At 69.5% G+C, this 16,058-nt stretch carries 16 protein-coding genes; 9 read left to right on the forward strand and 7 right to left on the reverse strand.

The features are described from left to right. The first annotated feature begins 227 nt into the window (after window positions 1–227). The 3 genes from C693_RS0111470 (at window position 228) to C693_RS0111480 (ending at window position 3,210) form a co-directional block, all read left to right on the forward strand. Window positions 228–1,019, forward strand: coding sequence for a YiiX/YebB-like N1pC/P60 family cysteine hydrolase (locus C693_RS0111470; RefSeq protein WP_017462420.1), 792 nt, complete (start codon window positions 228–230; stop codon window positions 1,017–1,019). 145 nt (window positions 1,020–1,164) lie between these two features. Beyond that, window positions 1,165–2,367 carry a voltage-gated potassium channel protein gene (gene kch / locus C693_RS0111475; protein WP_017462421.1) on the forward strand — a complete coding sequence of 401 codons (1,203 nt, stop codon included), beginning with the start codon at window positions 1,165–1,167 and terminating at the stop codon, window positions 2,365–2,367. Window positions 2,368–2,469: 102 nt separating this feature from the next. After that, on the forward strand, window positions 2,470–3,210 hold the full coding sequence (locus tag C693_RS0111480) for a glutathione S-transferase family protein (RefSeq protein WP_017462422.1): 741 nt from the start codon (window positions 2,470–2,472) through the stop codon (window positions 3,208–3,210). 91 nt (window positions 3,211–3,301) lie between these two features. Here the strand turns inward: C693_RS0111480 and C693_RS0111485 are convergent, their stop codons facing one another. After that, complete coding sequence (locus C693_RS0111485; RefSeq protein WP_017462423.1) at window positions 3,302–3,676, reverse strand: carboxypeptidase-like regulatory domain-containing protein; 375 nt, start codon at window positions 3,674–3,676, stop codon at window positions 3,302–3,304. Window positions 3,677–3,876: 200 nt separating this feature from the next. Next, the gene (locus C693_RS0111490) at window positions 3,877–4,374 is read right to left on the reverse strand and encodes a hypothetical protein (protein ID WP_083868288.1); all 498 of its coding nucleotides are present in this window, start codon (window positions 4,372–4,374) and stop codon (window positions 3,877–3,879) included. A gap of 16 nt (window positions 4,375–4,390) precedes the next feature. Here C693_RS0111490 and C693_RS0111495 point away from each other — a divergent pair, with 16 nt between their 5' ends. The 4 genes from C693_RS0111495 (at window position 4,391) to C693_RS23040 (ending at window position 8,098) form a co-directional block, all read left to right on the forward strand. Beyond that, window positions 4,391–4,816 (forward strand): hypothetical protein, encoded by a 426-nt coding sequence (locus C693_RS0111495; RefSeq protein ID WP_198506865.1) that lies wholly within the window; start codon window positions 4,391–4,393, stop codon window positions 4,814–4,816. A 101-nt stretch (window positions 4,817–4,917) separates the two neighbouring features. Beyond that, a complete protein-coding gene (locus C693_RS21635) occupies window positions 4,918–6,597 on the forward strand; it encodes a GspE/PulE family protein (RefSeq protein ID WP_017462426.1) in 1,680 nt (559 codons plus the stop codon). Between the two features lie 93 nt (window positions 6,598–6,690). After that, on the forward strand, window positions 6,691–7,050 hold the full coding sequence (locus C693_RS0111505; RefSeq protein ID WP_017462427.1) for a DUF1428 domain-containing protein: 360 nt from the start codon (window positions 6,691–6,693) through the stop codon (window positions 7,048–7,050). A 118-nt stretch (window positions 7,051–7,168) separates the two neighbouring features. After that, window positions 7,169–8,098, forward strand: coding sequence for a diguanylate cyclase (locus C693_RS23040; RefSeq protein ID WP_017462428.1), 930 nt, complete (start codon window positions 7,169–7,171; stop codon window positions 8,096–8,098). A gap of 75 nt (window positions 8,099–8,173) precedes the next feature. Here C693_RS23040 and C693_RS0111515 read toward each other — a convergent pair whose 3' ends face one another. Continuing rightward, window positions 8,174–8,521 carry a hypothetical protein gene (locus C693_RS0111515; RefSeq protein ID WP_157798609.1) on the reverse strand — a complete coding sequence of 116 codons (348 nt, stop codon included), beginning with the start codon at window positions 8,519–8,521 and terminating at the stop codon, window positions 8,174–8,176. 32 nt (window positions 8,522–8,553) lie between these two features. Further along, on the reverse strand, window positions 8,554–9,834 hold the full coding sequence (locus C693_RS0111520; RefSeq protein ID WP_017462430.1) for a glutamate carboxypeptidase: 1,281 nt from the start codon (window positions 9,832–9,834) through the stop codon (window positions 8,554–8,556). A 491-nt stretch (window positions 9,835–10,325) separates the two neighbouring features. Here C693_RS0111520 and C693_RS0111525 point away from each other — a divergent pair, with 491 nt between their 5' ends. Next, on the forward strand, window positions 10,326–10,535 hold the full coding sequence (locus C693_RS0111525) for a cold-shock protein (RefSeq protein ID WP_017462431.1): 210 nt from the start codon (window positions 10,326–10,328) through the stop codon (window positions 10,533–10,535). Between the two features lie 101 nt (window positions 10,536–10,636). Continuing rightward, window positions 10,637–12,016: an ATP-dependent RNA helicase DbpA gene (gene dbpA, locus C693_RS0111530; RefSeq protein ID WP_017462432.1), complete on the forward strand. Its 1,380-nt coding sequence runs from the start codon at window positions 10,637–10,639 to the stop codon at window positions 12,014–12,016. 94 nt (window positions 12,017–12,110) lie between these two features. Here dbpA and C693_RS0111535 read toward each other — a convergent pair whose 3' ends face one another. The 3 genes from C693_RS0111535 to C693_RS0111545 form a co-directional block, all read right to left on the reverse strand. Further along, window positions 12,111–12,332 carry a hypothetical protein gene (locus C693_RS0111535; protein WP_017462433.1) on the reverse strand — a complete coding sequence of 74 codons (222 nt, stop codon included), beginning with the start codon at window positions 12,330–12,332 and terminating at the stop codon, window positions 12,111–12,113. A gap of 255 nt (window positions 12,333–12,587) precedes the next feature. Further along, on the reverse strand, window positions 12,588–13,697 hold the full coding sequence (locus C693_RS21645) for a hypothetical protein (protein ID WP_017462434.1): 1,110 nt from the start codon (window positions 13,695–13,697) through the stop codon (window positions 12,588–12,590). 109 nt (window positions 13,698–13,806) lie between these two features. After that, window positions 13,807–16,023: an MGH1-like glycoside hydrolase domain-containing protein gene (locus C693_RS0111545; protein WP_026107364.1), complete on the reverse strand. Its 2,217-nt coding sequence runs from the start codon at window positions 16,021–16,023 to the stop codon at window positions 13,807–13,809. Window positions 16,024–16,058 lie beyond the last annotated feature (35 nt).

Raw genomic sequence — 16,058 nt, forward strand, 5'->3', positions numbered from 1 at the left:
GAGGCCGGCGGTCCGCAGGCTGGCCAGCACGGAGACGAGATGCCGTCACCGGTATTGGACCAGGGTGGACTCCGTCCTTCGCGCGGACCCGCGGGCGCCCCGAAGCGCCCGGCGATCATCGGCGCGGTGCCGGACGAGGTCAAGACGAGAACGGGAAGCCGGGGCAAGCACCGGATCCCGGGGGAACCGGCTAAGCTGCCGACGCCCCACAGCTGGAGGACGACGGCGTGTTCCATCCCCTGGACTGGCTCGGCCGCCGCCTGGCGGATTTCCTCGCCAAGCCGCGCCCGGTGGAAATGCACTTCAGCACGTCCCGCTTCCGGCTGCTCCAGTTCTCGCTGCGCAAGGGCGATGTGCTGCTGGTGGAAGGCAGCAGCCGCTTCAGCACGGCGGTGAAATACCTCACCCAGTCGAGCTGGTCGCATGCGGCACTGTACGTCGGCGACACGCTGCTGGCGGAGCGACCCGAACTGGGGCCGCATGTGCTGATCGAGGCCGACGTGACCGACGGCGTGCGCGCCGTCGCGCTGCACGGCTACAAGGGCATGCACACCCGCATCTGCCGCCCGGTCGGTCTCTCCCGGGAGGAACTGGCGAGCGTGATCGACCACGCCCGCCGGCGACTCGGCCAGCAGTACGACGTGAAGAACATCATCGACCTGCTGCGCTACCTGATGCCCACCCCGCCGATTCCCGGCCACCTGCGCCGACGCCTGCTGGCGCTGGGTAGCGGCGACCCGACGCGGGCGATCTGCTCGTCGCTGATCGCCGATGCCTTCCAGAGCGTGCGCTATCCGATCCTGCCCCTGATCGAACCGGCCGACCGCCGACGCAAGGGTGCCAGGCAGGCGCGTCGCGAGATCCTGCACATCCGCAACTCGCGGCTGTTCGCCCCGCGCGACTTCGACATCTCGCCCTATTTCCTGATCGTCAAGCCGCTGCTGGAGCAGCAGTTCGACATCCACCAGCTGCGCTGGGACGAGCCGGAACGGCTGCCCCGGGACGACGGCGAGGATTGAGCCGCCCTCGCCTCGGCGGGTGCCGACGCCGGCCGGAAGCGGGCGTCGGGCAGCGGAGTCGACACTTCAGGGGACCCGCCGGAGTTTTATTCGGCGGGCGCAGGCCGTAACGTTCGTCCACCCCGCTCCGCGACTGCCGGCCCCGATGCTGCGACCTTCCACCACGCAACGCCTTCGCCAGCGCCTGCTCGCCTGGGCGGCGGTCGCCCGGGCCGACCGCTGGTTTCCGCAGTGGCCGCTGGCTGTACTGCTTGCATTGGGCAGCCGATGGCTGTTGCAGGCGCTGCCCGCGGGCTCGATGCACACCGTGCTCGGCGACCTCGTGCAGGGGCGACACGATCTGCCGCCCGGATCGCTGCCGCCGCTGCTGATCGGCGCGGGCATGCTGCTGTCGGCACTGGGGCTGCTGATGCGCTCGCGGCTGGCCTGGACCCTGGCGCTGCTGCTCAGCCTGACCGCGCTGACCAGCGTGGCGATCGGGCAGGCGCCGCACGGGCTCCACGCCCTCATCTACTTCGCGGTGTTGCCGCTGCTGCTGCTGTCGGCATGGAGGCGCTTCGATCACTCCAGCCTCACCTCGGGCACGCTGTTCGCCCTGACCTCGGTGGCGATGCTGCTGCTCTACGCCACCTTCGGCGCCTACTACCAGGGCAGCACCTTCCGGCCGCAGATCGCCGACCTGCCTACCGCGCTGTACTTCGCCGTGGTCACCATGAGCACGGTGGGCTACGGCGACATCACCCCGCAGACCGCCGACGCGCGCCTGTTCACGGTGTCGATCATCGTGCTCGGCGTGGCAGTGTTCGCCACCTCGCTGACCGCGGTGGTGGCGCCGATGGTCAGCCGCAGCCTGCAACGCATCGTCAATCACAAGGGACGCCGCATGAAACGCGAGAGCCATTTCGTCGTGGTCGGCGACACGCCGCTGGCGGTCAACACCTGGCGCGAACTCCGCCGCCGCGGCCAGCCCGTCACGCGCCTGCTGCGACGCGCGCCGGATAACGCCCTGCCGGCCGACGTGGATGCCGTGTACGGCGATCCCAGCGATGGCGACGTACTGCGCCAGGCCGGTGCGGACAAGGCACAGGCGGTGATGGCGATGCTGGACAACGATTCGGACAACGCCTTCGTGGTGCTTGCCGTACGCGAGATCGCCAAGGGGGTACGCACGGTGGCGGCAGTCAACAACGCCAGCTACCTCGGCCGCGTCAAGCTGGCCCAGCCGGATGTGCTGATCGCCCCGCAGATCCTCGGTGGCGAACTGGTGGCGATGCTGATGACCGGCGAGGAGATCAACGCCGACTTCGTACTGCACAGCGTGTTCCAGACGCCGGAGGCGTCGGCCTGAGGCCCTGCCGCCTGCGCGAACGCCGGAGATGACGGCTGCTGACACGACGCTGGCAGCAGCACTCCCTGAAGATGGCCGCCTCTTCCGCCACGGAGCCAGGCCATGCCCTCCCTCATCCTCTACGCCACCCGCCCCGCCTTCGGCCTGCCCGACTCCAGCCCGTTCGTGATGAAGGCCGAGGTGCAGCTGCAGATGGCCGGACTCGCCTACGACAAGGTCGCGTCGATCCCTCCGCAGGCACCGAACGGCAAGCTGCCCTATCTGGTGGACGGCGAGGAGACGATCAGCGACTCCACCTTCATCCGCGCGCACATCGAGCGCAGCTACGGCATCGACCTCGACGCCGGACTGGATGCGCGCCAGCGTGCGGAAGCCTGGGCGATCGAGCGGCTGCTGGAAGACCACCTCTACTTCGCCATGGTCTGGTTCCGCTGGATCGATCCGGACAACTTCGCCAAGGGCCCCTCGCAGTTCGCCAGCGGTGCGACCGAGATCGAGCGCGGACAGATGCGCCGCATGCTGCAGGATCGAAAGCAGGCAGACCTGCGCGCCCAGGGTATCGGCCGACACACCCCGGACCAGATCGCCACGCTCGGCGAGCGTTCGATCGATGCGCTGGCGCGGCTGCTCGGCGATCGCAGGCACCTGATGGGCGAGGCGTCATCCGGCGTCGACGCCACCGCATTCGCGATGCTGGCCGGCGTTTCCACGCCGTTCTTCGACACGCCCCTGCGCCGCGCCGTGGAGGCCCGCCCCAACCTGGTGGACTATGTCGAGCGGATGATGCGGCGGCACTTCCCGGGGCATGCATGGGTGGACAGCACGCAGCCGACACCGGCCTGACAAGCCACAAAAAAACCCGACGCCAGTGGCGTCGGGCTGTCGGCAACGCCGTGATCCGGCGACGCTCTTCCGGCGCCTGGTGCCGGGCGGATCAGGAGCGGTCGGCTGCCTTCGCGCAGTGGCCCTGCGTGCAGTCGAAGTCGACCTTGCTGCCGCGGCCGACCACGACCGGAACCTTCAGGTGGGTCAGTACGGCCTTGCCGTTCTCTTCCAGCGTCACGTTGTAGACGCCGGCCGGGAGCGAGCGCAGCGCATAGCGGCCATCGGCTTCGACATGCACCTTGCGCTGATTGCCATTGGTGGTGCTGTGTGCGGCCACCACGTCGCCCGCCGGTGCATGACCGAACACCGAGCCGGTGGTGGATTGCCCGAAAGCGGCAGTGGAAGCGACGAGACCGAGGGCAGCGACCACGACGAGGCGCGCGCCGCGAGGGAGGCGCGGACGACGGACGGAAGTCTTGTTCATGGGAGACCTGTTTCCTTGTGGCATCGGGGGGATGGATGCGCACGGGCCGCCAGGGGTTTGGCGATGTGCCCGTGATGCCGTCCGTCCGCGCGAGGACGGACGACCCGGCGCAGGCTAACCGCACCCCGGCCCGTACCCGATGCGCCAAAGGTCACGAAAAGGGCCACAGGTCATGGCCCTCGCCCGCCGGCGCGCGAAGCTCAGCGTGCGGAATCGCTGCAGCGGAAGCGCTCGCGGAAACGGTTGGCCTGCGGCAGGCCGTCGCCGAGATCGAGGTAGGTGGCCGGTCCGTGGCAGACCTGCCGGGCCACCCGCTGGCAGATCGCCTGCGGATCGTCGCTCGCCGTGCCCGGCGCCTGCGCCGCGAGGGTGCCGCGACAGGCGACCCAGGCGATCCCGTCGGGCCCGGGCGGGATCGAGCGGAACGACTCCGCCCCGGCCAGGTCGCCGGCCAGCCAGTGGCCGCCGAACACCGCGCCGCCGCCCACCAGCAGCACGCCGGCCAGCAGCAGGCTCCATCGGATCTTGTTTCGACGTTCCATCCTTCCGTCCTCCTCGAGCCGCCTTCGACCGATGCCGGGCGGCATCGTTCCCTGAAGTCCGCGCCCGGCCCAGACCCGCCGGCCGCTGAGCCGCAGCACCGGCCCCACGGCGTCCAGCAGGGTCTCGCGGACGGTGACGGGGAGATCTTCCATCATCCGGGCGATCTTTCCCGTGACGCAGGCATGCAACTCGCTGCCGTCGAGGCGACGGGCCGCCCCGCGTGCCCGGCAGCGCACGTCGACCACCAGCGCCGGCACCGCCTCGTTGTCACTGACCAAGGCCGGCCGGGCGCTCTACGAAAAGGCCTGCGACATCCTCGATACGTTGGGGGACGCCCGGGGCTCCGTGCAGCAGGCGCAGGGCGAGCGCACCGGGATGCTGCGGCGCACCTGCGGCCCGGAGTCGGGGTTGATCGGAGCTGGCAACTGGATCCACCGTTACCCGCGACACCGCCGGCAGCTGCGCGCGGTGCTGGCGGACCGGTCGCTGCCGGAGGTGCCGGTGCACGCGGTGTTCGCCAGCCGCCGCTTCCTCAACCACAAGGTGCGCGCCTTCATCGACCTGGCGGCCGAGGCGATGGGCGGGAGCGAGGCATGAGCACGGCATCCGCGGGTGGCGACTCCGCTCCGGATTGACGACGGTCACGTTGCATGTGAGGCGGCGTGCTATCACTGGGCAGGAACGCGACAGGGGTCCAGATGATCAGCGACAAGAACCACGGCCTCGTGCCGGTCATCCGCCAGCCGGAACAACTGGTGGCCTATCTCCTCGCCTATGCCACCGGCGAACCGAATCGGGCCCTGCAGGAGCTGCGCATGACGCAGGAAGCCTGGACCGGGCTGGCCGGCGACGACGGTGGCGCCGCCTGGGCCCGGGCGGAAGCGTTCGGCCTGCCGCTGATCGATCTGACCGCAGTGCAGGCCGACCCGGCAGCCCTGGCCCTGCTGCCTGCGGCCAGCGCGCGCAAGCTGCACGCGCTGCCCCTGCTGAGCGCACGCGGTTGCGTGGCCGTGGCGGTGGACGCCAGCACCGAACCCTCGCTGCTGACCGCGGTGGACTTCGTCTCGCGCGAGCGGGCGGTGCTGCTGGTCGCCCACGAGCGGGCCATGCGTGAGGCCATCGGCCAGCACTACGACCTCATCGAAGATGCCGAACTGGCCCGCCGCCTGGGCCTGGACCACAACGGTGCCGAGCATGGCGCAGACGAATGGAAGCGCCTGGCCGGCGAGATGCCGGTGGTGAAGATCATCCAGTCGGTGATCGCCGAGGCGGTCGCCCGCCGCGCCTCGGACATTCATTTCCGTCCAGGCGAGCACTCGGTGGAACTGCTCTACCGCATCGACGACGACATGGTGCCGATCCGGCACTTCCTGCGCTCGCTGGCGCCGGCGCTGGTCAGCCGCATCAAGGTGATCGCCTCGATGAACCTGGCCGAGCACCGCATGCCGCAGGACGGCCGCGCCACCTTCACCACCGAACAGGGCAAGCAGGTGGACCTGCGCGTGTCGGTGCTGCCTACGGTGTTCGGCGAGAGCGTGGTGGTGCGCCTGCTCGATGTCGCCGAGAGCCTCAAGACGCTCGACGAGATCGGCCTGAGTCCGGACGATCGACTGGCGCTGGACGACCTGATGAACTCCAGCCACGGCGTGTTTCTCACCACCGGACCGACCGGCTGCGGCAAGTCCACCACGCTCTACGCGATGCTGCTGGAGATGCGCCGGCAGCGCATCAACATCCTCACCATCGAGGAGCCGGTGGAATTCCACATCGCCGGCATCCAGCAGATGCAGGTGAACCGCCCGGCGGGCTTCACCTTTGCCAGCGCGCTGCGCAACTTCCTCCGGCACGACCCGGACACGATCATGGTCGGCGAAATCCGCGACCGCGAGACCGCGGACATCGCGATCGAGAGCGCGCTCACCGGCCACCTGGTGCTGAGCACGCTGCATACCAATACCGCGGCCACCACCATTACCCGGCTGCTCGATCTCGGCATGGAACCGTTCCTGGTGCGCGCATCGCTGCTGGCCGTGATGGCGCAGCGACTGGTGCGCCTGACCTGCGAACACTGCCGCGAACCGGAGCAGCCGCCCGAGCATGTCCGGGCACTGCTCGGAGCGGCACCGGACGAGGCCTTTTTCATCGGTCGCGGCTGCCACCGCTGCAACGGCTCGGGGGTGTTCCGGCGTGCCGCGGTGTACGAGCTGCTGCGGATCTCGCCGGCGATCCGGCGGCTGATCGTGCCCGGCGCCGAGGCCGACCGCATCCACGAAACGGCACTGGCCGAGGGCATGGTGCCGATCACCCAGGCCGCGCTGGCCATGGCCCGGCGCGGGCTCATCTCGCTGACCGAGGCCTACCGGGTGCGCGCCGAATAACCGCGGCTTCACCGGCGCTGGTGTCGAATCCGGGGTCGCCCGCCCGTCGTGCCCGGGCAGGCCCCCAGTCACCGCGCTACCGAGGAGAGCACCATGTCCTACATCGATGGATTCCTGATTGCCGTTCCGGTCGCCCAGCGCGATGCGTTCATCCAGCACGCGGGGACGTTCGACGCGATCATCCTGGAGTACGGCGCCGTGCGCGTCATGGAATGCTGGGCCGACGATGTTCCGCACGGCAAGCTCACCGACTTCCATCGCGCAGTGCAGGCCAGGGACGACGAGGCCGTGGTGTTCTCCTGGATCGAGTGGCCCGACAAGGCGACGCGTGACTCCGGCATGGCGAAGTTCATGAACGATCCCCGGGTGACCGCCGGCGGCGACATGCCGTTCGACGGCAAGCGCATGATCTTCGGAGGCTTCGCGCCGGTGGTGAGCCTGCCTGGAGGATGACCGGCTCCGGCGCCGGATGCGCCGCAACGGGAGGACGCCCAACGACCGGGGCTTCAGCTCCGCCAGGAAGGTGCCGATAACATCCTCCGGATACCGCCGGCCTGCGGGGCGGTCATAGTTGCGGAGACGAACCATCAACGCCGAGCGCGCCTCCATCCAGTCCGCCCTGCAGCAGCTCGACCTGGCCCTGCAGCGTCACAACCAGTGGTATGACGCCGTCATCCGTACCCTTGTGTGCGACCTGCCGGGGGAGCCCGACGACGTCGCTCCGGACGCGCATCACCGTTGCCCGTTCGGACGCTGGTACTACGAGGATGCGCCGGCCGTGCTGCATCGGCATCCCGGATTCGCGGCGATCGAGGAACAGCACGAGCGCATGCACAGGCTGGCGGCGAAGCTGCTGGGCTCGCTCGGCAACGGGCAATCCGTGTCGGTCACCGACTTCGATGCGTTCGCCCGCGAGCTGGAGAACCTGCGGCTGGAGATCTTCACGCTGCGACGCGACCTGGAGAACGCGCTGTACAGCCTCGACGAGCTCACTGGCGCCGGCAACCGGATCGGCATGCTCGGCGTTCTGCGCGAGCAGCAGGCGCGGGTGGACCGGGCGGTGCAGTCGTGCTGCGTGGTGATGATCGACATCGACCACTTCAAGCGCGTCAACGATACCTGGGGACATCCGGCCGGCGACCGCGTGCTGGCCGCCTCCGCCCGGCAACTGATGAAGCAGCTGCGCCCCTACGACAAGCTGTTCCGCTATGGCGGCGAGGAGTTCCTGCTGAGCCTGCCGGACACCGACCTGGCCACCGGCCATGCACTGGCCGAGCGCCTGCGCGAAAGCGTGGCCGCACTACCGATCCCCCTGGATGGGCACGCCTCGATCCACGCCACCATGTCGTTCGGCATCGCCCGGATGGAGCCGGGCCTGGTCGTGGAGCAGGCCATCGCCCACGCGGACAAGGCCATGTACGAAGCCAAGCGGGCGGGACGCAACTGCACCCGCGTGTGGGTCGAGCACAAGGCTACGGCAGACGGCACGCCGTCGACTTGAGCGCGCGGATCGTTGTCGCCGGCCCGCGAGGATTCTCCCGGCACCGGCAATCCATCCGGCACGTACCTGCCGCCATCACTCCTGCGCGCGCGGCCGACGCGGCCATTTGGCTCGTGCCTCGACCAGGAACGACAGCGCCACCAGCAGACTGCCGATCGAGCCAAGCACCTGGAACGCGGGGTTCGCCAATACACGGTCGGAGAAATCATGCTCCCGCAACTGCAGGCGCAGCAGGCGAAGCTCCAGCGCCACCGATTCGTCCGGACCGTTCTCGGCAGCCGCCTGCGCCACCGCATCGGCATGCGCCCGCAACCGGGCCAAGCGCGCGCGCGTGTCGAGGTTGGAACGATGCTCCATCGTGCCGGCCACCGCGCTGGCTACCAGGATCAACAGGAAGCCCAGCCCGCGCAGCAACGGAGGCACGTGGTCACGCGGGCGGGCGGGCGACGCCCCGCTCATGACGCCGGCGAGTCTGCGCGCCGCCCCAGTTCGATGAGCATCCGCGCAGTGAGGTACAGCCGCGGGGGAATCGAGTCGATCTCGATGTACTCCCGCTTCGCATGGTAGCCCCACCCGGCCAGTCCCAGCCCCTCCAGCACGGCCGCATGGCCGGACCGGCCGGCGAATCCCGCGTCGGTACCGCCATTGGTGGCCGGATGCATCAGCAGTCGACGCCCGTCGAGTTCGGCGTAGATGCCGCGCGCCATGTCCGCCAGCGCACGCCCCCTCGGACCGGCCACGTACATCGGACGCAGCTGTTGCAGGGTGACGGTGGTGGCAGTGTCGGGCACCAGGTGGCCGGCACGAACCCTGGCCTGCAGCGCCGCCCGCAACTGGTCGGCAGCATCCGGCTCGGTCGTCCGCACATCGCCTCCGGCCTCCGCGGTCTGCGGTATCTGGTTGCGCGCGGCACCCGCACTGGCGGTGGTCCAGTTCAGCTGGGCACCTTTCACGCCCGCCGCGACGTCGCGGGTCTGCACAAGCTGATAGGCCAGCTCGAGCAGCGCATTGCGCCCCTGCTCCGGTGCCGCCCCGGCATGCGCCGCACGGCCGTGGACGGACATCGTCACCTCGGCGGTGCCCGCCGCACTGAGCAACACGCCTTCGTCCCCCGCCACCGCCCTGGACGGCGATGGTTCGTACGACAGCACCACGTCGCTCTCCGCTCCGAGCCTGGCGATGGTTTCGCCCGAGCCGGTCGAACCGACTTCCTCGTCGGGATTGAACAGCACGGTGATGCGGTCGAAATCGTTCCAGCCGCGCGCGCGCAGCAGCGCCAGCGCATGCAGGATCACCGCCACGCCGCCCTTGTCGTCGGCGATGCCGGGACCGTACAGGACGTCGCCGTCGCGGTGGTACGGCTCGCTGGCAAGGATGCCGCGGTCGTACACGGTGTCCATGTGCGCGATCAGCAAAGCCTTGAGCCGCCCCTTGCCCCGGAACACGCCGCGCACCATGTCCGCACCGCCGGGGGTGGTCGGCATGCGGTCCACCTGCGCGCCAAGCCGGTGCAATCGCTGCGCCAGATAGCCGGCGATCCGGTCCAGCCCGGCGCGGTCGGCCGAGCCTGATTCGATCGAGACCAGATCGTGCAGCGTGGCGATGACCGCCGGCTGCTCGGTGCGGGCCGCGGCACGCAGTCTTGCATCGGCCTCGGCCGCGCGGGCCGCGCTCCCCGTGATTCCGGCGACCAGCGCCGTTCCGATCACCCAGGTCCACCTGCCGAACACGTCCATGACCGACCTCCCTGATTCCCCGAGCCGGATCATCCGATCCGGCGACAGTCGAAGCGCCGCCCCTCGACGCTTCCCGACTCGCCTACGGTGCCACCCCGCCTGCGGATGCCAGCGCGCAGCAGCCGGCACGCGCCAGCATCGCACTGAAGCCCCCCGGAGATAAGCACCCCCTAGAATCCGGCGCCATCACCGGTGGAGTCTGCCCCGCTGGGGGCTCGCACCGGAAAGCCGGCCGGTCACGCGGGAACCCGGCCCGGGCCGGGACGCCTTTTCCGGCGGGTACATCGGGAAGGTTGAACGCCGTGTTCACAAAACATTTGCCAAGCGGCCCGGCAACGACTACTGTGCACTGGCTGAGTTTCAAGGGTCACGCGAACTGTGGCCCGATGCTGTAGTGAGCAGTTACACCTACACCGTTGTACCCGTTTCCTCCTTGTGACCAGCTCCTCGCCGCGCCATGCGGCTTTCATCCGTTCCAAGGAGATACAACGATGTCCCAGTCTGAAACCGGTACCGTCAAGTGGTTCAACGACGCCAAGGGCTTTGGCTTCATCAGCCGCGAGAGCGGCGATGACGTGTTCGTGCACTTCCGCTCGATCGTGTCCTCGGGCTTCAAGAGCCTGCAGGAAGGTCAGAAGGTGCAGTTCGTCGTGACCCAGGGCCCGAAGGGCCTGCAGGCCGACCAGGTGCAGCCGCTCTAACGGCATCCGCCGTCCGAGAAGAAAGGCCCGGCCTCGCGCCGGGCTTTTTTTTGTTCATCGCCCGGCCACAGCGCCCGGCACCCCGACTCCCTAGGTGGCCCATGACCGACTTCAGCACGCTCCCGCTCAAGCCCGCCCTGCTCGCCAGCCTGGACACGCACGGCTATGCCGCGATGACCCCGGTGCAGGCGCAGAGCCTGCCGCCGATCCTGGCCGGCCGCGACGTGATCGCCCAGGCACGCACCGGCAGCGGCAAGACCGCCGCGTTCGGTCTCGGCCTGCTGCAGGCGCTGGACACCGACACCATCCGGCTGCAGGCGCTGGTGCTGTGCCCCACCCGCGAACTGGCCGACCAGGTCAGCAAGGCGATCCGCCGGCTCGCCGCGGCCATGCCCAACGTGAAGCTGCTGACCCTGTGCGGTGGCATGCCGCTCGGGCCCCAACTGGCCTCGCTCACCCACGACCCGCACATCGTCGTCGGCACGCCGGGTCGCGTGCAGGAACACCTCAAGCGCGGCAGCCTGCACGGCGGTGGTATCAAGGTGCTGGTGCTGGACGAGGCCGACCGCATGCTCGACATGGGCTTCGGCGACGCCATCGACGATATCGTCGGGCGCATCGCCAGGCATCATCAGACCCTGCTGTTCTCCGCCACCTACCCCGAGTCGATCCGCGCCGCCAGCCGACGGCTGCAGACCGAACCGGTAGAGGTCACCGTGGAAACGCCGGTCGAAGCCGTGCCCACCATCGAGCAGCAGTTCATCGAGGTGGAGCCGGCGCACAAGATCGACGCGCTGGCCCAGCTGCTGGCCGCCGACCGCGGCCAGCACGCGCTGGTGTTCTGCAACATGCGCAAGGACGTCGACGCAGTGGCGCAGGAGCTGGACCGCCGCGGCTTTTCCGCCCTCGCCCTGCATGGCGACATGGAACAGCGCGACCGCGACGAAGTGCTCGTTCGCTTCGCCAACCGCAGCTGCGGCGTGCTGGTGGCCACCGACGTTGCCGCGCGCGGGCTGGACATCGCCGCCCTGCCGCTGGTGGTCAGCTACGACATCGCCCACGACCCGGACACGCATACCCACCGCATCGGTCGCACCGGACGCGCCGGACAGAGCGGTCTGGCCATGACGCTATGCACGCCGCGCGAACGCCCGAAGGCGGAGAACATCGAGCAAACGCTGGGCGGGCCGCTGCCCTGGCGGTCGCTCAAGCTGGCTCCGCCGCGAGGCAAGACCCTGCACCTTGCACCCATGAAGACCCTGGTGATCGACGCGGGCCGCCAGGACAAACTGCGCCCCGGCGACATCCTCGGTGCGCTGACCGGCCACGCCGGCCTGACCGCCGCCGACATCGGCAAGATCGATGTGTTCGCCACCCGCGCCTATGTGGCCATCACCCGCGCCCTGGCAAACCAGGCGCTGGAGCGCCTGCGCAACGGCCGCATCAAGGGACGCAACTTCCGGGTACGCGCGCTGGGCTGAACGCCCTAGCAGGCGAGCGGCGTCAGCACGCTCGCCGATGTTGACCCGCCCTCGGCGCCAACGCCGATGGCCGCGCCGGGCTCGCCCGGGCCGCTCAACGCTTGCGTGACGCCGAGCCTTTGCCTGCCGGTTCGGGCTTCTCCGGCTGCATGCCGGGGTGGCCCGGATCGCGTTTGAAATGGTCCGAGCGCGAGTAGCTGAGCGTCGCGGGGCCCGCGGCCGTCTTGTCGCGCCTGGCCTTCGGCTTGGCAACGGGCGAGCTGGCGTAAACGGAATGGACGTCCGCGAGGGACAGTGGTTTGACGGGTGACTTCATCCTGGCGTCCGGTTCGGCGAGTGGATGGGAGATCCCGAGAGGAACGCTCGAGGGCGGGTGCGCGATCGGCTGTCGCCAGGCACGCGGGGGTTGCCGTGGGTGCGGACAACCGGTGATGCACTTTCGGCGCATCGGGACCGTATCGGAGCGACACGGCGACCTGACGACTATACACGCCCGGCTATCGGTCCCGGATCAGCGGCCGAAACGCCCTCGCGCCATCGACGACACGGGAGACCGCGCAGCCACCCCGGCTTACGAAGACTTCCTCTCCCGCGGCGACCAGGGCGCTGCACTCCAGCACGCGTGGTAGAACACCTTGAGCTTGGCGTAGACGCCCCAGGGATGAATCGCGAAGCCGTCACGGAATGCGGCGCTGCGGCCGTCGACCCAGGCCCCGATGGAACCGGCGAACAGCAGATCGACCAACCCCGACGGCGGATAGTCGCGGCGGATCACCAGCGTGTCGCCCTCTGCACTGACACCGTCGTTCGACGGCAACACGGTACGACCGTCCAGTTGCAGGTACGAACGCGCGCCCCGCGCCACGATCTGTCGCGCGCGCCGTGCACCCACTCTCTCGTATGCGGCCACTTCGGTGCGACCGGGGCGGCAGGTGACGGTGAGCCGGTGCTCGCCCTTGCGGTCCACCTGGCGAAGATCGATCGAGGGCGTCGGCGAGGCGATGTCATATGTCGCCGTTGGCGGCAAACGACCGTTATTCACCGCGCCGGTCTTCTCCAGCGCCGCCGCGTCGAGCCACCCCGGCGCGACGGAGGCGGCGCCCATCGCAGCCAGGAGGTCGGCAGGATCGATCTGCATGGACTGCAGGTACGCATGCGATCGCGTGCTGTCCAACAGCGGGCGGGCGATTCCGAGCCGGTCCTTGCCGCTCGGCGCCCAGCGGTACAGGCCGCCGAAGAACGCATAGGCGCAGGCATCGACGCAGCTCGCCGCACGACTGTGCCCTGCGCCGGGCCAGTTCTTGCGCGGGGCGCCAAGATGGGTGGCCATGCCGCCGCTGCGGATCATCCGGCCCAACGCCATGCCGGTGGCCACGTCGCCCTCGCTCGAGCTCAGATAGACGTCCGAACCGGGGGAAATGCGCCCGGCGCGCACCAGTTGCCCGAAGCGTCGGGATGCGCCGGTGTCGATGCGGCCATACAGATAGACCTGTGGATGCCCGGCCACGGCGAGCGTCAGTCGATCGCGGACCACGCGGATGCGCAGCTCGCCACCCTTCGCCTGGGCGACGCCGGCTCCCAGGCCAAACAGCGCGAGCAGCAAGGCCGGCAGGCAACAGCAGCGCTTGTCGCCCCCACGCAGGCGGATGACCGCCGCCGGCTTCGTCGCACCCTGGACCATGATCCATCCGCTCGTTGCAAACCCCGCAATGTGGTCGATCGCGCGTGTCCCGCGGATGAACACTCCCGTACGAGCTCCGCTCGCTTCAGCCCCGACCGCTCGGCCCTGCTCAGCGGATCGGGAGCTCCCAGCGGCTTCGTCCCGACGGAACCATGCGTGGCGGCGGGCTGGCGCCACCGGCGCCCGCCTGGCGCCAGTCGAGCTCGACCGGTGCGCCATGGTTGTCCACCTCGAGCACGGCCGCTGCACCTTCCCGTCGCCAGGCCAGGTCGACCCGACTGTCGCCCACGCGCACGCCCTGCACGGAAAGCTTCTGCCACGTCGCCGGGGGTTGCGGAGCGAACACCAGCCGGTGCGAGGACGCATCGACCTCGAGCCCGAGCATGCCGCGGATGGCAGCGGAGAGGAAGGCCGCGGACGACCAGGTCTGCTCCGGCACCGACTCTCGCTGCGGCACGAAGCGCTCGCCCGACTGCACCTCGTGCATGTGCCCCGGGGCGTCCTGCGCCGCCCACGGCACCAGCCGCAGCCACAATGCATTCGCCTGCGCGGCCCGACCGGCCCGCCACATCTGCTCGGCCGCCACGGCGGTGCCGAGACCCCATACGCTGCCGCGAGAGTAGGCCTGCGGGTCGAAGTCAGGCGCACTCGAGGGCTTGCTGCGCAGCCCCCATCCGGTCAGGTAATCGGGCGACGCCAGCCGATCGAACGTCGCGGAAGCCTCGGTTCGGGTGGCCGCGCCGCTGGCGATCGCAGCGAGGTCCGCACCGCTGAAAGATTCGCCTGGCTCGCCGTCGCGGCGGAAGCCACTGATCCAGCGCTGGCGCACAGTGTCCCGGTAGCGTGCGCGAATCGAGGTGCGCGCGCGGTCGCGGCCTGCTTCGGCCTGACTAGCCAGCGCCGGGTCACCCATCGAGCGAGCCATCGACGCCATCGCTTCGGCCGCCTCGCCCCAGGACGCCGAGAGGGTGAGCTCGTCGGTCAGGCGGTCCTGCTCGTTCGCGCTCATCTTGTCGGCCGGCACACGCGGCAGGCCGTCGTCCGCGTCCAGGGTCGAGAGGCAGTAGCGCCACACGGCCATCACCTGCGGCCAATGCATGCGCAGGAACGCCTGGTCGCCACTGGCGCGAACGTATCCAGCCAATTCCGGAAGGAAGTCGAACGCGATATCCACATGCGCGTACATGAAGTGGTAATCGCGCGTCCAATGCAGGAACCCGGCGCTCTGCGACAGCTCATGCCACAGCATGCCGTTGTCCGGATCCTGGTAGCGCAGGATGAAAGCGAGCTCGGCCGACGCCCGCTCGAAGTCGCCCTCCTGCACCAGCGCACGCGTGGCCACCAGCCCGTCGCCGGCGAAATACCAGGCGTACTGCGGCCTGCGTGCGCCGTGTGAAGGACCATATCCGGCCACCACGCCGCAACCCAGCCGGACGTTGCAGGTCCACGCCTGTTCCAGCGCGACCTGAGCCCAACGCAGGGCGCGGTTGGCGTCCGCATCCGGTGTGGTGATGCGCATGTGCAACGCGTCCTCGAAGCGAGCCACGTCCGAGACCATTGGCGTATCCGGGGCCGCCAGCAGCGCGCGGGCGGTGGCATGCACCGCCTCGCCCGTTTCGCTCTGCCCGGCGAACACCAGCGTCGCGCAACGCCCGCCGCCACAGTCTGCCGGATCCATCTCCAGGAACAACGGCCGGCCGAACGTGCTGCCGCGGCGGTCATTGTTCGGCTCGCTGTGGGCCGTGGCCTCGGGCGACGCCACCAGTGCGGCGAAATGTCCGCTCGGCTCCCGGAACAGCAACCCGTGGGCGCCGGCATCCCAGCCGGATTCCTGCCCACCGATGCCTGCCGGCCACATCAGGTTGAGCGACGGCACGAATCGCGCGCGCACGCGCAGCGTCGGATCCCCTTCCACGCGCAGGCGCACCCGCACCCCAGACAGCATGCCGCGCGTCTCGATCCGCTCGGACACATCGAATCCCTTGCCGCGATAGTCGCGCTCGAACCCCAGTGGATCGATCCGGACGGACACCAGCACATCGATACCGGGAACCACGCTGCCATCGCCACGCACGAACTCCAGCGCGTAGCCGGAAGCGATCTGCAGCGGGAAACTCCACATCTCCAGCCCGTCCTCGCTGTAGCCGCCGGCGAATGCGCGCAGGCCATGCGCAGCCAGGTAGCGGTCGTGGCGGGGCTGCTGCACCGTCCATGCAGGAAGGTCGCGCTCGGCCGCGGCGTCAGCCTCGCGGGCGAGGGCCGGCATCGGCGATCCGGACCAACCGATCATGGCGAGCAGGAGCGCGGCATGGCAGCGGTTCGGCATCGTCCCCTCCGGTGGGTGCAGGGGCTCATTCTGCC

Origin of the sequence: Dyella ginsengisoli LA-4 (genome assembly GCF_000334915.1) — a bacterium.
GTDB classification, from domain to species: Bacteria; Pseudomonadota; Gammaproteobacteria; order Xanthomonadales; family Rhodanobacteraceae; genus Dyella_A; species Dyella_A ginsengisoli_A.

Coding starts and splice junctions, on each gene's coding strand:
- kch (WP_017462421.1), top strand. CDS start 1,165: ATGCTGCGACCTTCCACCACGCAACGCCTTCGCCAGCGCCTGCTCGCC.
- C693_RS0111480 (WP_017462422.1), top strand. CDS start 2,470: ATGCCCTCCCTCATCCTCTACGCCACCCGCCCCGCCTTCGGCCTGCCC.
- C693_RS0111485 (WP_017462423.1), bottom strand. CDS start 3,676: ATGAACAAGACTTCCGTCCGTCGTCCGCGCCTCCCTCGCGGCGCGCGC.
- C693_RS0111490 (WP_083868288.1), bottom strand. CDS start 4,374: ATGATGGAAGATCTCCCCGTCACCGTCCGCGAGACCCTGCTGGACGCC.
- C693_RS21635 (WP_017462426.1), top strand. CDS start 4,918: ATGATCAGCGACAAGAACCACGGCCTCGTGCCGGTCATCCGCCAGCCG.
- C693_RS0111505 (WP_017462427.1), top strand. CDS start 6,691: ATGTCCTACATCGATGGATTCCTGATTGCCGTTCCGGTCGCCCAGCGC.
- C693_RS0111520 (WP_017462430.1), bottom strand. CDS start 9,834: ATGGACGTGTTCGGCAGGTGGACCTGGGTGATCGGAACGGCGCTGGTC.
- C693_RS0111525 (WP_017462431.1), top strand. CDS start 10,326: ATGTCCCAGTCTGAAACCGGTACCGTCAAGTGGTTCAACGACGCCAAG.
- dbpA (WP_017462432.1), top strand. CDS start 10,637: ATGACCGACTTCAGCACGCTCCCGCTCAAGCCCGCCCTGCTCGCCAGC.
- C693_RS0111535 (WP_017462433.1), bottom strand. CDS start 12,332: ATGAAGTCACCCGTCAAACCACTGTCCCTCGCGGACGTCCATTCCGTT.
- C693_RS21645 (WP_017462434.1), bottom strand. CDS start 13,697: ATGGTCCAGGGTGCGACGAAGCCGGCGGCGGTCATCCGCCTGCGTGGG.
- C693_RS0111545 (WP_026107364.1), bottom strand. CDS start 16,023: ATGCCGAACCGCTGCCATGCCGCGCTCCTGCTCGCCATGATCGGTTGG.